Here is a 14,734-nt window from a genome sequence, read left to right on the forward strand (position 1 = left end):
AGGCTAGCGGAGAACCTATTGGCTTTCCGCTAATTCTGTTGACTCTGCTGACTCTGCTGACTCTGCTGACTCTGCTGACTCTGCTACGCGAGGCTGACACTGCACGACTTCAAAGTCAAAGCCATAATCCGCTTTAGGGTTTCGTGAAACCATCAGCGCTAAATTTTCATCTAAGATAACGGAGCGCTGTTCCGGCCGTTTAACACACATACTGCGCGGATATGCTTCAAGGTTAAATAAGAAGGCCGCAACGACTTTACCTATCGTGCGAGATTTTTGCTCTAGTTTGTCTTCTTCTTGTTCCATTTCCTTGAGCTTTGAGTCAATGGCTTCGCGCTCAATTTCTGATATACGATCTTTCACGCGAGGATCTTCCAACACCATTTTAATATCTTCGGAATCGGTAATAGGCTTAATATCCATCGGCGTTTCATTGCCGTCCTTATCTTTCGTCACCACAAATGGTGTTTGAATACTGACGTCGGAAAAGTAAGGCTGAGTCAATTCAAATAAGCTAACCAACACCACAGGTATCAAGCATATACGTAATAACATTGTAATGAGTGGTCGACGCTTATCTTCCCAATGGATCGCCGTTTTGACACCAATCAAACGCAATGGAAGGCGCAACAATAGCCACATATTGGCCGCCACCATGGCCAATGCAAAGAACACGGTTGACGCAATGGTAAGCCAGAATGGCAAAAGCACTAGCGTTGTAAAGCCCAAGGTAAAAACAAAGGCTGTCGGCTCAACGCCGGTGATCTGATTGATCTGCATGGCCGAATACGCAATTGCAATATTGGCTGTCGCCGCGTATAACACTAATATAAAGGACTTGCCTAACACGGTTGCCCAAATGCGGTGAAAAACCGTTAATAATTCACGCAATAAACCGACAAAGGCAATAATGCTTGGCAATAACAAGCTGGGCTCATCGTTGCCGAATAGTTGGACCAAAATGAAAATGGTGGCAGTGAAATAACACAGCTGTGAGAAATTATAATTGTGCCACCACAAAGTACGTGTTTCCGTGGTGTCAGACATCGACTCTTGTTTGCGCAAACGCTTAAAGCGACCAACCACTGTATTCAGCAAATTGGGGATTCCCCCTTTGCTTTTCGTTTCCTCAAGTTCCTTTTTATCGGTGTGTTCGGTCTCTGTTAACGAATTTTCCATCTCTAGACTCTAGACATTACTGACGATGCCTATCCTATCCATTCATTTTTGATTCGCCAAACGTTTTGTGAGATTCAGCGTTCACGTTCACCTGTACCAAAAATTGCTTGTACTTCATTGACGCTATGTTTAGCCTTGCGCAAAAGGAACCAAAACATAGGAAAGTTTTATGCGCAGATGCTACTTAATCTCTTTATTACTCGCACTTTCATTTAACATCCAAGCCGCGTCTGTTTGGAAAGTAAGCCATGAGGGTAAATCGCTTTACATTGGCGGTACCGTTCATATTTTGAGTGAAAGTGACTACCCATTACCAGCAGAATACAAGCGCGCATACGATGCTTCAGAAAAACTTATTTTTGAAACCGATATGGCCGCCTTGCAGTCGATGGAATTCCAACAAAAAACCATGGCGATGATGACCTATCAAGATGGTCGCACGTTTAAAGACGAGTTATCGGAAAGTGTCAGTCAAGCTGTCGAGACTCATTTAACCGCCCGAGGCGTACCCGTTCAGAACTTATTAACCTTTAAACCGTCGCTACTATCGATCACATTGAGCATGATTGAATTTCAAGTGATAGGACTTACTACTCAGGGGGTTGATAAATATTACGCGACCCTTGCAATGGGCGACAATAAACCAACGGGTTGGCTAGAAACGCCTGATCAGCAACTGAATTTCCTTGCCAGCCTTGGTAAAGGTCAAGAAGATCAGTTGATCCAATATACGCTTGAAGAAATCAAAACGCTCAAACCTTCAATTGACGAGCTACTACAACAATGGCGAGCAGGCGATATGAAAGCCCTAGCGGCGTCTAATGTTGACGAAATGAAAGCGCAATTTCCGGCGGTTTATCATGATTTGTTAGTCGCGCGAAACAATAATTGGCTACCTCAGATAGAGGCAATGCTCAGCGATGATACAACTGAATTTGTTTTAGTTGGCGTATTACATTTAGCTGGTCCAGACAGCGTATTACATCTTCTTGAATCAAAAGGCTATAGCGTAGAGAAACTTTAAATAAAAATAGCGTGATAATTAATGCGAAGAAGGCACCAATAGGTGCCTTCTTACTATTTAATTTGAGATAAAAAGTAGTGATACGAATGCACAAATGCGTCGCGAATTTTCTTCGCTTCTTTTGCATATTCCTCTAATTTCTCATCACTTTCATCTTTCCACTGCTCCAGTTTACTCGCCAGAGGCTTAAGTTGCTCTTTAACAGGTGCCACCTTTTCTTCAATTTCGGCTTTCATTTCAGCTTGGGTTTGATGGGCTTTACTTTCAAGCTCGTCCACCTTGGTGTTAATTTCGTCAATTGCGTTTTTTAACTTTTCAACATATTCGTCACGTGTAGTCATTAGTTTCCCTCTTTTTGAAGTGCTCAGTTAACTGCTGATCAAACTTTAAACAGCTACAACAATATCTACTTTGACTTATATCAACTTTCTATTCGGTAACCTTTAACTGATCGGGATAGTCGAGAGAGATCCTAACAATTGTATTGCGTGTTCAGTGTCTTGTTTAGGAACGAAAATATGATCGTGGTAGTAAGCCGCAATCACGTTTGCGCTGATCCCATTGTCGGCTAGCACTTTCGAAACAGCAGCCGTCAAACCAACCGCTTGAAGGCTGGAATGAACCGACAATGTAATACAACTAAAAATAGCTTCGTAATCTAACCCTGCTTTTTCGGCATCAGATTGCAAACAAACAATCGTTAGGCCTTCGGCTTCCCTGAAAGTCGCTTTGGGCACAAATCCATCTGGAAGCTCGTTACGAGGTGAGCAACAAAAAACGTAATCATGCTTGTCACATATTGGTTGGAGCTGAGAGAGTAATGTAGCGAGATCGTTGATGCCTGACATAGATGTTTCCGTTACACTTTTACAAATAAAGACTATCAATGATCTCCTCATCATTTTGCAAGGTATAAAAAAACCGGTCATGAGACCGGCTTTTTGATTTGGCTCTGTTAAGCAGCCTGCATTTCTGATGTTTCCTCTTCCACTTCATGGCTAAGAAGGTATTCGAATGCAGCTAGCGACGCTTTCGCTCCTTCACCCATTGAAATGACAATTTGCTTATATGGCACAGTGGTCACGTCACCTGCGGCAAAAATACCTGCCTCAGACGTTTGGCACTTTTCATCTACAATAATTTCACCATATTTCGTCAGCTCTACAACCCCTTGCATAAACTGGCTATTGGGGACTAAACCAATCTGCACAAATACACCTGCTAAACCCAACGTATGCACTTCTTCTGTTGCGCGGTCTTGATATTCAATCGCGTTGACCTTGCCACCTTCAGCTAAGATCTGGCGAGTCGCTGCATTTTTAATGATCGTAATGTTTTCGCGTTTGTTGGCCTGATCAATTAATACTTGGTCAGCTTTTAATTCAGGCATAAATTCAAACACCGTGACCGATTTAACTATCCCTGCAAGGTCTAATGCAGCTTCAATTCCAGAATTACCACCACCGATAACCGCAACATCTTTACCCTTGAAGAATGGACCGTCGCAATGCGGACAGTACGCTACGCCATTACCGACATTCTCTTTCTCGCCGGGAACACCCAGTTCACGCCAGCGCGCACCAGTGGCAACAATCACTGATCGAGTACGGATGATCTCTCCTGACGATAGCTGGATTGTTTTCACATTACCCTGCTCAATCGAATCAACACGCACGTGTTCTTTGAGGGTGATGTCGTAATCTTTAACGTGCTCCATCAAGTTTCCAACTAACTCAGGCCCTGTGGTTTTCGGCACCGAAATTAAGTTTTCAATGCCCATTGTATCTTTAACCTGGCCACCAAAACGGTCTGCTACTACCGTTACTTTCAAGCCTTTTCGCGCACTGTAAATCGCTGAGGCAACTCCCGCTGGACCACCGCCGATAACCGCAACGTCTTGAATGGGTAATTTCTGCCCTTTGTTTGCATCTTTGAGCGATGGATCACGTTCTAACAGTTTTTCAATCAAGGTTGACGCATCAACTTTACCGTTCGCAAATAGCTCACCGTTTAGGTAAACACTCGGTACACCTTGAATGTCTCGCTCTTGGATCAACTGTGGATAGACGCCACCATCAATCATTTCTGCTTCAATATGTTTATTCAACAAGGCGAACTGATTCACCGCCTGCACTACGTCTGGACAGTTGTGACAGCTCAGACTGATAAACACTTCAAATTTTAAATCTTCTTTGACGGCTTCAATAATACCCTTAAGGCTCTCGTCAACCTTCAACTCGGTACCTGAGGCATGCAGCACAGCCAATACCAGAGAGTTGAATTCGTGCCCACCTGGCACACCTGAGAATCGGATCCCAGTGTCTTCGCCATCAGCTTCTAATAAAAAGCTAACAGAACTGCGTAGCTTAGCGCCCATATCACGCTGTTCTACTGAAATTTTGTCGCTCACCCCGGCAATGTCCGACAAGAACTTCACAAGCTCTTCGCGCTTGCTGTGGTCACCGGTTTGTACGACGAAAGTAATGTTTTTTTGCATTGACTCAAAATAGCCTTTCAATGCATTTAAGATATCCTGATTTAACACGGTTCTCTGCCTTATCTGTTTGTTCGAGGTAGGGAGCGATTACTCGCTCCCTCGCGATGCTTTATCTAAGTAATAAGACTTAGATTTTGCCTACTAGGTCTAGAGAAGGCGCTAGTGTTGCTTCACCTTCTTTCCATTTAGCAGGACATACTTCACCTGGGTGAGACGCAACATACTGTGCAGCTTTAACTTTACGCACTAGGTCGTCTGCGTCGCGGCCAATACCTTCAGAGGTGATTTCCATTGCTTGGATGATACCGTCTGGGTCAACCACGAAGGTTGCACGATCCGCTAGGCCCATGTTTTCACGCATACAATCGAAGTTGCGCGTGATTTCACCCGTAGGGTCACCAATCATCGCGAACTTGATTTTAGCGATTGTGTCAGACGCTTCGTGCCATGCTGCGTGTGTGAAGTGAGTGTCAGTAGACACTGAAAATACTTCTACACCGCGTGACTGAAGTTCTTCGTATTTGTCAGCAATGTCGCCTAGCTCTGTAGGGCATACAAACGTGAAGTCCGCTGGATAAAATACAAATACAGCCCACTTACCTTGGATGTCGTCACTACTTACTTCAACGAATTCGCCATTTTTAAATGCGTTAGCTTTAAATGGTTTAATCGCAGTGTTAATCAATGCCATGTTTACTCTCCGTTTTTAGAATGAAAGGTGACAACGACGTGTTCTCACCTAGGTTATTTAGTTAACAGTCCACGTTCAGAAGCCCGTGAATGGGTGTTAATTAAGAACTGGTGAGTATAGTAGAGGGGCCTGCAAAAAAAAGATAATTGGTAAAATCGAAAGTCTTAATCATGTTTTTCAATTAACAGACTTAAATCTGTTCAATTGTTCATAATTTCCACATTGGCTGTACATCGAGCGTACAAGACCATTCGCTTTGTTCCGCAATGGCTTGCCCTGTTTACTGTGGGACCGTATGACATCCTTGTCCGGCCACCTGTGACTATCCCCGTTGGGCGGAATCTATCAACGCAGAACGTTGTTTTTTCCAAAGGCTCAGCACTGCAGACTCTTTCTGTGGGCTTATCGTCCCTCTGCCGCCAAATAAGAAACCATCATCGGGATTTCTTGAAAAGTAACCTTTGAGTTGATCATTGATCATGGCCGTCATCGGGCGATTTTCTAAGCCGGCATCGAGCGCTTTTGATACATCGATGTGGTAAAACCCTTTTAATTGCGGACGCCACAGGGGGAGATCGCGATACGGTTGTATATCTTGCTGCTCAAGAAATTCTGGAGTAACCCATACTTTTTGATGCGGTTTACGAGTAACAGCCTCAACCTGTTGCAAATAATCAGAGAAATCATTCGTTGGATAGGCAACATTGAACGCCCCCGTATGACCAACATCAAAACTTTTCAGCATAAACTTCGACATAGACGTGACGTCACAAACTTGCATGACATGGTTATCTTGTTTGGGCAGTAAAATTTCTCCTCCGCGATAAAATCTAACTGGCCAGTATGGCTCATATATTCTCGCAGGCGTCCTATCGCTTCTCATCCCATGAGACCGGAACGTTGAGGATTTATCGGGTAATTCCTCAAATAGAAATAACTCGGCAAGCGTTTTACGTTGTGCATAGTGTAAATTGTCGGCTTTGGCATCGACCGAAGACACATCCAACAGTGGATACTCCTCGTTTATGCCAACATGCTGACGATCTTTATACACTGAAATACTTGATACATATTGATAGTGTCCGATCTTACCTTTTAACAAGCGGACCATATCTAAAACGGCTTGTGGCGATTTTTGCCATGTATCAATGACCAAATCATACCGGTGTGAGCGTATATGGGCTTTTAAGTTGGCCAGACCGCTACCGTCTTTAATTTCTCGGTCGCCGCGGATCCAAGTCAGCTCTTTAAATAAATCTGGATTAGTAAAGCCTCGATTAAATAAGGTTACCGTATACCCTTGCTTTAATAACGCATTGACAATATTGGGCCCAAAGAAATCCCTACCGCCTAACACTAATGCGCGTTTCTGCGCTGATGCATACGCGGGAAAACTTGTGGTCATTGCGACTGTTGCTGAGGCGGTAATAGCCGCTTTGATAAAATCTCGTCTGTCCATAAGTACCTCTAGATGTAACTACTATGGACATGAGAATGTAACACTCGTCCCTTGAATCAAAGGGGCTAGGGACGAATGTTCGGGCTATGGGGACGTGTGTAAGCAATCGTGCACTAACTTGGTGTAAGTACGACCGATATTCACCGTTATCTGATTTGGCAGTACAGCCCGATAACTCGCGTTAGAGTATTTCTCAATCTGCTTAATTTGTGTTTTGTTTACGATGGCTGATCGGCTAACTTGAACAAACTCGCCCTGCTCTAACAGTGTTTGCATGTTTTTCAAGGTTTCCCTAATCACGATTTCTTTATCCATTGTGTATACAGAAAGATAATTCTTTGCAGCTACAACGGCTAAAACCTCATTATCCTCTATCTGGTATGTATGTAATCCATCATTTAACAGTAGAGGCTGCTTTTTTATCTTATCGGCATGGGCTGATTTTATTGCGATCAATTGACGTAAGTACAAAACAGTGGAAGCAATTGCTGCGGCAATCAACATGTTTTGTAGCCAGCGTTTATTCATTAAATGGATAAACGATTGCCAAAGTGTTTTATCCACCTCTAGCAGCAGCTGATAAATGGATGAAGAGACCATAATTTGCGCAGGGCCGGCAAACAAAATAAACCCGAAAAATATCCATCGGCGATGATGCTCAGGCATATACTGGATTAACAATAACGTTAACCCGGACCAGCACAGCCAATCCACCAAACTCCACAGTAATGATATGGCGACTGGTTGGTTAAAATACACAGAAAAATGGATCCACTGGAAAACCACAACCAGTACCAAGCCGGCTAAAAACATCATTCGGTGTTGCTTAGATTGAAAGAGCTCCATGCCTCGCCTCCTAGAGAAACTCACTTCATTGTATAATACGGACTTGCAGCACTAGCCTCTAATTCAAGCACCTTAAAATTCGACAAAACACAAAAAATCCGCGTTGTGACAACGCTGTTTACAATTTGAAATGGGTTTAAGCACCAAAGCGCCTCACGACTGGCTTTGCAGAAGCTCCAATGCGGCACGGATGTTGGCGGGAATTGGCACACTTTTATCACTAACCCGATCGACGAATACATGAACGAACCGTCCCAAAGCCGCTGCGGTTTGATGTCCTTCAGCAAATACGCCGAGCTCGTAAGTCACCGAGCTGTTGCCCAGTTTAGCCACCCGCAAGCCAATCTCTAAAGATTGAGGGTATGCTAAAGGCGCATAATAGTCGCAATGAGAATTCACGACATAAGCGACCGTGTCACTATTGTGAATATCTAGCCCACCTTCTTCTATCAGGAAGCGATTTACTGCACTGTCAAAATAGCTGTAATACACAACATTATTGATGTGCCCATATATGTCATTGTCTGACCAGCGTGTAACGATGGGTAAAAAACGATGAAACTGAAGTCGTTGTGGACGTGAGTGAGCCGTCATTTTTCTAGAACGCCTGTTGGTAGATCGTCAAGGCATCATGCAATTCGACTGGCCTTGGATTGTTTATCAATAACCGTTGTTGCAACATCGCGTCAGCAGCTAACGTATCCAAACTGTTTTCTGTCACGCCGCATTCACGGAGTTGGGTGGGTAATCCTAATGTCTTCGAAAGTGAGGCTACATGTTCAATCATCGCCATCGCAGCCTTTTCTTTGCTGTTCCCCGCTATCGCATCAGGACACAAGATTTTAGCCAACTCAGCGTACTCAGTAACAGCATGACTGAGATTAAAACGCAGCACATGGGGAAGTACCAGTGCATTACTCAAGCCATGAGAAATATGATAGTGCCCACCTAACGGGTACGCCAACGCATGCACACCAGCCACCGGCGCATTGGCGAAAGCTTGCCCAGCCAACATCGCACCAAACAACATATTGACTCGCGCTTCTCTATTGCTGCCATTTTCAACTGCTTGTTGAATATTGCTATTGAGTATCTCCAACGCTTGACGCGCCAACATATCTGAATAGGGGTTCTTGCGCAGCTTACTGGTGTAGGCTTCTATCGCATGCACCATGGCATCAATACCCGTCGCAGCCGTTATATGCGGCGGTAGTCCAAGGGTAAGATCCGGATCTAAGATGGCTAAGTCAGGTTGAAGCTTATCGGATACAACGCCCGCTTTAGTCGTGCCTCCGGTCGTCACAATAGAAATAGGCGTAACTTCTGATCCTGTGCCAGCTGTTGTCGGCACTTGCACTAACGGCAAACGGTAGCCGCGAATTTGATCAACCCCATATATGTCGTCTAAGTTTTGCTGGTTCTCAGGGTGAGCCAATAGTGCGACCAATTTAGCAACATCCATAGAACTACCGCCGCCAAATCCAACCACTGCTTCAACAGACTGCTGCTTACCCAACTCAACCGCGGTTAATACGGTTTGACTCGATGGGTCAGCCTCAACCTGATCAAAAATGGTTAAACTGATGTTGCCTTCCTCTAGCGTGGCTTTTGTCTTATCCAGCAAACCCACGCCACAAATACCGGGGTCAGTGACTAACATGACGCGGGAAAAACGATGCTTCTGACAATACTCCAGTAAAGCCTGATCGACAGACTTGCCCAATATCATCTTAGCTGTAGTGGCAAAGGTAAATTCGTTCATAGCGTTCTCATTTAAAGCCGCAAGCCTTAAGTAAAAACGAAGACACCAAACCAAGTCAAATCACTGAAATTAAGTCGTACCAATTCATCAAGTGCATGGTGGTTAAGCATCAATAAGGGGGTTGAAACCGAGGTTAAACCGTAATGTCCAAATGCACGCTCGGACCGTCGTCGTCGTCGTCGTCTTTTTTCTCCTCTGATTCACCCTGCGCATATTCCGCTTTAGAATGAATTATTGGCTCATCATCAGGTGTTACCGATTCGTCAGTGGTATCAATGATAAGTCCGACGTGTTCGTCGCTGTAATCTTTAGCTTGAGAGTCATCTTCTTGTGATTGATGACGAGATTCTTTTTCTCTAAATAACGCAAGGTTTTCACCAATTAAAGGCAGATTTTCTTCATCACGAGACGCGTGCACAGGGGTTTTCTTCGCCACCTTTTTGACATTACCACGGTCAGTTTTTACCGCTACGGTGCCACGTCGCGGCAACACAGAAAATAATAAGTCATTACTCATAGGCCCTCCCTGAATGGCCTCACCGGCAATATGCATGCCTCTATTACTCGTTTGGACGCCACATATAACTAAAAGTTTTATGCTATAGCCAACAAACGTGAATATTTCTTTAATGTTTATAGCAAAAACGTTGCAATATTGCTGCCACTTCGCTAATGTTTCGGCCCATTGAGGCTTTTATTTAATCGTTCGAGCCAATTAAGGATTCAAATTAACATGATTTTCATTTGCGCTGCTCATCACCATCAAAAAGCATAACCTTTCAGGTTTGTGCTGGAAGGTATATTGTCCTTCCGGCGGCGCGAAAGTAATTGACACCCTCGGAAGGCTCTTCCGGGGGTTTTTTGTTTCTAGCGCTGTGAAAACACTTATCAACAAGAGGATAAACACTCATGAGTGACGTAAAACGACTGCGAATAGCCGTGCAGAAGTCAGGCAGATTAAGTGATGACAGCATTGCACTGCTCAAAGCTATTGGGATCAAATTACAAATCAGAGACCGATTGCTCATTGCGCATTCAACTAACCAACCGATTGATCTCTTGTTAGTGCGTGATGATGATATTCCGGGCTTAGTTATGGACGGCATCGTAGATCTCGGATTCATCGGCCAGAACGAACTCGAAGAGAAAATGCTTGAGCGAGAAGCCGCTGGCCGCCCGCATGAATTTAAGACCTTGCGTGAGTTAGATTATGGTGGCTGCCGCCTGTCTATCGCCGTACCGAATGAAATGAATTATACCGATGTCAGCGCGCTTGAAGGTAAACGCGTCGCGACAACCTACCCTTTCTTGCTAGAACGCTTTTTCAGTCAGAATAATATTAAGGCATCTGCCGTAATGCTAACCGGATCTGTTGAAGTTGCACCGCGTGCTGGCGTAGCCGATGCGATATGTGACCTAGTTTCAACCGGAGCCACGTTGGAAGCTAACGGACTGCAAGAAAAGGATACGGTATTTGAATCTAAGGCTGTATTGATCCAAAACGCGCGTCCACTGGATGACAACAAACAAGCACTGATCAATCGGCTATTACCCCGAATAGATGGGGTGACGCAAGCTAAAGAAAGTAAATACATCATGCTGCATGCGCCGAAAGCCTATCTAGATCAGGTGAAACGATTGTTGCCCGGCGCCGAAAATCCAACGGTATTACCGCTTGCCAGCAGCGATGAAATAGTTGCTGTTCACGTTGTCAGCCCTGAAACCTTATTTTGGGAAACCATGGAAAAATTAAAAGCACTGGGATGTAGCTCTATCCTCGTGATGCCAATCGAAAAAATGATGGGATAGGTCTGGGTGCACATATGATCACGTGGAATTCATTAGATCCAGCGAGCCAAGCAAAGGCGCTGGCAAGACCGGCACTCGCTGACAATCAAAAACTGACCGAGACGGTCCGGAATATTGTTAACGACGTCAGGCAACGTGGCGATAGTGCTATATTATCGTTGACCCAACAATTTGACGGTGCCGCGCTGCAACAGTTACGTTTAAACCCGTCTACGATTAAAGCCGCCGCCAGCGAGCTGGATGCTGCGACTAAGCAGGCTATCCACACAGCGTATGACAACATAACGCGGTTTCACGCTGCGCAAAAACCACAAAGTATCAGTATTGAGACCATGGCTGGTGTTCGCTGTGAACAACATACCGTCGCATTGTCTAAAGTGGGTCTTTACATTCCCGGAGGAACCGCCCCGTTGCCTTCCACCGTACTAATGTTAGGCGTTCCGGCACAAGTGGCAGGATGCGAACAAGCAATATTATGTACCCCACCGAATTCAAACGGACAGATAGCTGCGGAAATACGGTATGCGGCCAGTTTGTGTGGCATCACTGACATTTTCCTGTGCGGTGGTGCCCAGGCGATTGCAGGCATGGCGTTTGGTACCGAAAGCATCCCTAAAGTGGATAAAATTTACGGGCCAGGTAACAGCTTTGTCACTGAGGCCAAGCAACAAGTGAGTACGCTATCACAAGGCGCGGCAATTGATATGCCAGCCGGCCCATCAGAAGTATTGGTATTAGCTGATGAACAAGCAAACCCCGTCTTCGTTGCGGCAGATCTCCTCTCTCAAGCGGAGCACGGAAAAGACTCACAGGCTATTTTAGTCAGCAACAGTGAATCGCTGATCACGCAAGTGAAATTCGAAGTTGAAAAACAGCTGAAAGACTTAAGCCGCAATGAGATTGCTACCGCAGCCATGCAGCACAGCCGCTATATTTTGACCCAAGACTTTGAGCAAGCCATTCTGGTCAGTAACCAGTACGCGCCTGAGCATTTGATTATTCAGGCTCAACAAGCTCGCCAATGGTTACCGAAAATCCAGCATGCGGGTTCAATTTTTGTCGGAGAGTGGTCACCGGAATCAGCGGGAGATTATGCGAGCGGCACTAACCATGTATTACCTACATATGGATATTCACGTATGTACTCGAGCCTCGGTTTACTCGATTTTATGCGACGTTTTACGGTACAGGAGCTTAGCCAATCTGGCTTTCGAGCATTAGCGCCGACGTTATTGTCTTTGTCAGATTCTGAAGGATTAGACGCACACGGAAAGGCTGTTTCACTGCGTTTACAAGCTATAGAAAAGGAGGGGTTGTGAGTACATTGGTTGAACGTTTAACAAACCCTAATATCGCCAAATTAAAACCTTACGAAAGTGCGCGTAGACTCTACAGTGGCGGACAAGATTGGCTAAATGCCAATGAATCGCCATTTGCGAATCCTTATCGCGTAGATGACACCAAGCTGAACCGTTATCCAGCGTGCCAGCCCGAACAAGTCATCAAAGGTTACGCCGAGTATGCACAAATTTCGGCTGACCAAGTGTTAGTCACACGCGGGGCCGATGAAGGGATCGAGTTGCTGATCAGAGCGTTTTGTCAGCCGGGTAGCTCCAACATTATGATTTGCCCGCCAACATACGGCATGTACGCTATCAGTGCTGAAACCTGTGATGTAGGCATTATCAGCGTACCGCAAACACATGATTTCATGCTTGACCTTGAGACAATGTCTTCTCATGTGGGTGACGTGAATCTTGTATTTGTATGTTCACCGAACAATCCTACCGGAAATGTAGTCCCGAAAGAGCAGATTGAAGCGGTATTAGATTGCTTCTCCGAAAGTGCCCTTGTTGTCGTCGATGAAGCCTATATTGAATTCGCCTATGGCTCCGAATGGTCATCACAACTTAACCAATATCCGCACTTGGTGATTTTGCGCACGTTGTCAAAGGCATTTGCATTGGCTGGCTTACGCTGTGGATTCACCCTAGCGTCGCCCGCTATTATTCAAACTCTGCTCAAGGTGATTGCCCCCTATCCGATCCCGGAGCCAGTGGCACAAATTGCAGCGCAAGCATTGGCCGCTAACCCACTAGCCCGCATGCGCGAGCAGGTTGATGTTATTGCGCAAGAAAGAGCTCGATTGTTCAAGTCGCTTACACAATTTTCCGGCGTTGAATTAGTCGGCAAACAAGACGCGAATTTTATTCTGTTTAGATTTGATCGCAAAGACGCATTAATGAGCTATCTGGTTGAAAATGGCATGCTCATTCGCGATCAGTCTAAACAACTCAATCTATCTAATTGCCTACGAATTTCTATTGGTAGCCCACAACAAAACGAACGCCTCATTGAATTGATGCGCTCCTTTTTCACAGCAGGGGAACAAGCGTAATGTCAAATGCCATATTATTTATCGACCGTGACGGCACTTTGGTTGAAGAACCGCCGATAGACAAACAACTAGACAGCTTAGAAAAGCTGGTTTTTGAACCTTATGTGATCCCTGTGTTGCTAAAGTTGCAGCAAGCCGGCTATCGACTAGTCATGGTGAGCAATCAAGATGGTTTGGGTACCGACAGCTTCCCACAAGCTGACTTCGATGCCCCCCACAATGCGATGATGAACGTTTTTGCAAGCCAAGGGATCACATTTGACGACGTGCTGATATGCCCTCACTTTGAGCAGGACAATTGCAGCTGCCGAAAGCCTAAGCTGGGCTTAGTTAAAGATTACTTGCAACAAGGCAAAGTCGACTTTACCCGCTCATTCGTCATTGGCGACCGGATCACCGATATTCAGCTCGCAGAGAATATGGGGATCAAAGGTATTCAATATAATCGTGACGCCTTAGGGTGGCGGAAAATTGAACAGCAGCTATTGCATTCATCTCGTGTCGCAGAAGTGGTACGCAAAACCTCTGAAACCGATATTTATGTCAAAGTAAATTTAGACTCAAACAACAAATCATCCATCAATACGGGGATTGGCTTCTTTGACCATATGCTTGACCAAATTGCCACTCACGGCGGTTTCGAGCTGACGCTTAAGGTTGATGGCGACCTGCATATTGATGATCACCACAGTGTTGAAGATACGGCTTTGGCGCTTGGGGAAGCATTGAAGAAAGCACTAGGCGACAAACGCGGTATCGGCCGATTCGGGTTTGCCTTGCCTATGGACGAATGCCGTGCTGAGTGCATTTTGGACATCTCTAACCGCCCTCACTTGGTTTTCAACGCTAGTTTCACACGTGAATCAGTCGGTGAAATGGCAACCGAAATGGTCCAGCACTTTTTCTATTCCCTTGCGCAATCCATGGGACTAAGCCTTCACTTATCGACGACAGAAGGAAATGCTCACCATCAAGTAGAAAGCCTGTTTAAGGTATTTGGTCGGGCATTGCGCCAGGCCATTCAAAAAAGCGGTGACGCCCTACCAAGCAGCAAAGGAGCGCTGTGACC

The 14,734-nt window shown here is 45.3% G+C and carries 15 protein-coding genes and 1 other annotated feature; of the genes, 5 read left to right on the plus strand and 10 right to left on the minus strand.

Annotated elements, in window-relative coordinates; genetic code table 11:
* Positions 1-15: 15 nt before the first annotated feature.
* On the minus strand, positions 16-1,179 hold the full coding sequence (locus CSH93_RS17255) for a hypothetical protein (RefSeq protein WP_100644617.1): 1,164 nt from the start codon (positions 1,177-1,179) through the stop codon (positions 16-18).
* Positions 1,180-1,348: 169 nt separating this feature from the next.
* Between CSH93_RS17255 and CSH93_RS17260 the strand changes: the two genes are divergently transcribed.
* Complete coding sequence (locus CSH93_RS17260) at positions 1,349-2,203, plus strand: TraB/GumN family protein (RefSeq protein WP_100644618.1); 855 nt, start codon at positions 1,349-1,351, stop codon at positions 2,201-2,203.
* Between the two features lie 53 nt (positions 2,204-2,256).
* Here the strand turns inward: CSH93_RS17260 and CSH93_RS17265 are convergent, their stop codons facing one another.
* From CSH93_RS17265 to CSH93_RS17305, 9 genes are all read right to left on the minus strand, one after another.
* Positions 2,257-2,544, minus strand: a complete 288-nt coding sequence (locus CSH93_RS17265; protein WP_100644619.1) for a sll1863 family stress response protein — start codon at positions 2,542-2,544, stop codon at positions 2,257-2,259.
* A 102-nt stretch (positions 2,545-2,646) separates the two neighbouring features.
* The gene (locus CSH93_RS17270; protein WP_100644620.1) at positions 2,647-3,051 is read right to left on the minus strand and encodes an ACT domain-containing protein; all 405 of its coding nucleotides are present in this window, start codon (positions 3,049-3,051) and stop codon (positions 2,647-2,649) included.
* A gap of 107 nt (positions 3,052-3,158) precedes the next feature.
* On the minus strand, positions 3,159-4,748 hold the full coding sequence (gene ahpF, locus CSH93_RS17275) for an alkyl hydroperoxide reductase subunit F (RefSeq protein ID WP_100644621.1): 1,590 nt from the start codon (positions 4,746-4,748) through the stop codon (positions 3,159-3,161).
* A 79-nt stretch (positions 4,749-4,827) separates the two neighbouring features.
* Positions 4,828-5,385, minus strand: coding sequence for an alkyl hydroperoxide reductase subunit C (ahpC, locus tag CSH93_RS17280; RefSeq protein ID WP_476692336.1), 558 nt, complete (start codon positions 5,383-5,385; stop codon positions 4,828-4,830).
* 328 nt (positions 5,386-5,713) lie between these two features.
* Positions 5,714-6,850, minus strand: coding sequence for a Rossmann-fold NAD(P)-binding domain-containing protein (locus CSH93_RS17285; protein ID WP_100644623.1), 1,137 nt, complete (start codon positions 6,848-6,850; stop codon positions 5,714-5,716).
* A gap of 84 nt (positions 6,851-6,934) precedes the next feature.
* Positions 6,935-7,696, minus strand: coding sequence for a LytTR family DNA-binding domain-containing protein (locus CSH93_RS17290; protein WP_100644624.1), 762 nt, complete (start codon positions 7,694-7,696; stop codon positions 6,935-6,937).
* Positions 7,697-7,849: 153 nt separating this feature from the next.
* Positions 7,850-8,290, minus strand: a complete 441-nt coding sequence (locus CSH93_RS17295; RefSeq protein ID WP_100644625.1) for an acyl-CoA thioesterase — start codon at positions 8,288-8,290, stop codon at positions 7,850-7,852.
* A gap of 4 nt (positions 8,291-8,294) precedes the next feature.
* Positions 8,295-9,458 carry an iron-containing alcohol dehydrogenase gene (locus tag CSH93_RS17300; RefSeq protein ID WP_100644626.1) on the minus strand — a complete coding sequence of 388 codons (1,164 nt, stop codon included), beginning with the start codon at positions 9,456-9,458 and terminating at the stop codon, positions 8,295-8,297.
* Positions 9,459-9,591: 133 nt separating this feature from the next.
* Positions 9,592-9,975: a hypothetical protein gene (locus tag CSH93_RS17305; RefSeq protein WP_124749004.1), complete on the minus strand. Its 384-nt coding sequence runs from the start codon at positions 9,973-9,975 to the stop codon at positions 9,592-9,594.
* Positions 9,976-10,208: 233 nt separating this feature from the next.
* Positions 10,209-10,321, plus strand: a sequence feature (His leader region).
* A 46-nt stretch (positions 10,322-10,367) separates the two neighbouring features.
* Here CSH93_RS17305 and hisG point away from each other — a divergent pair.
* From hisG to hisB, 4 genes are read left to right on the plus strand one after another with little or no spacing between them, the layout of a single operon-like run.
* The gene (gene hisG / locus CSH93_RS17310) at positions 10,368-11,267 is read left to right on the plus strand and encodes an ATP phosphoribosyltransferase (RefSeq protein ID WP_100644628.1); all 900 of its coding nucleotides are present in this window, start codon (positions 10,368-10,370) and stop codon (positions 11,265-11,267) included.
* Positions 11,268-11,281: 14 nt separating this feature from the next.
* A complete protein-coding gene (hisD, locus tag CSH93_RS17315; RefSeq protein ID WP_100644629.1) occupies positions 11,282-12,586 on the plus strand; it encodes a histidinol dehydrogenase in 1,305 nt (434 codons plus the stop codon).
* Positions 12,583-13,665 carry a histidinol-phosphate transaminase gene (gene hisC / locus CSH93_RS17320; protein ID WP_100644630.1) on the plus strand — a complete coding sequence of 361 codons (1,083 nt, stop codon included), beginning with the start codon at positions 12,583-12,585 and terminating at the stop codon, positions 13,663-13,665. Before hisD ends, hisC begins: the two co-directional genes overlap by 4 nt.
* Entirely contained in the window at positions 13,665-14,732 is a 1,068-nt protein-coding gene (gene hisB / locus CSH93_RS17325; protein ID WP_100644631.1) for a bifunctional histidinol-phosphatase/imidazoleglycerol-phosphate dehydratase HisB, read from the plus strand. Before hisC ends, hisB begins: the two co-directional genes overlap by 1 nt.
* Positions 14,733-14,734 lie beyond the last annotated feature (2 nt).

This window comes from Neoalteromonas facilis, from assembly GCF_002807665.1.
GTDB lineage: Bacteria > Pseudomonadota > Gammaproteobacteria > Enterobacterales > Alteromonadaceae > Alteromonas_E > Alteromonas_E facilis.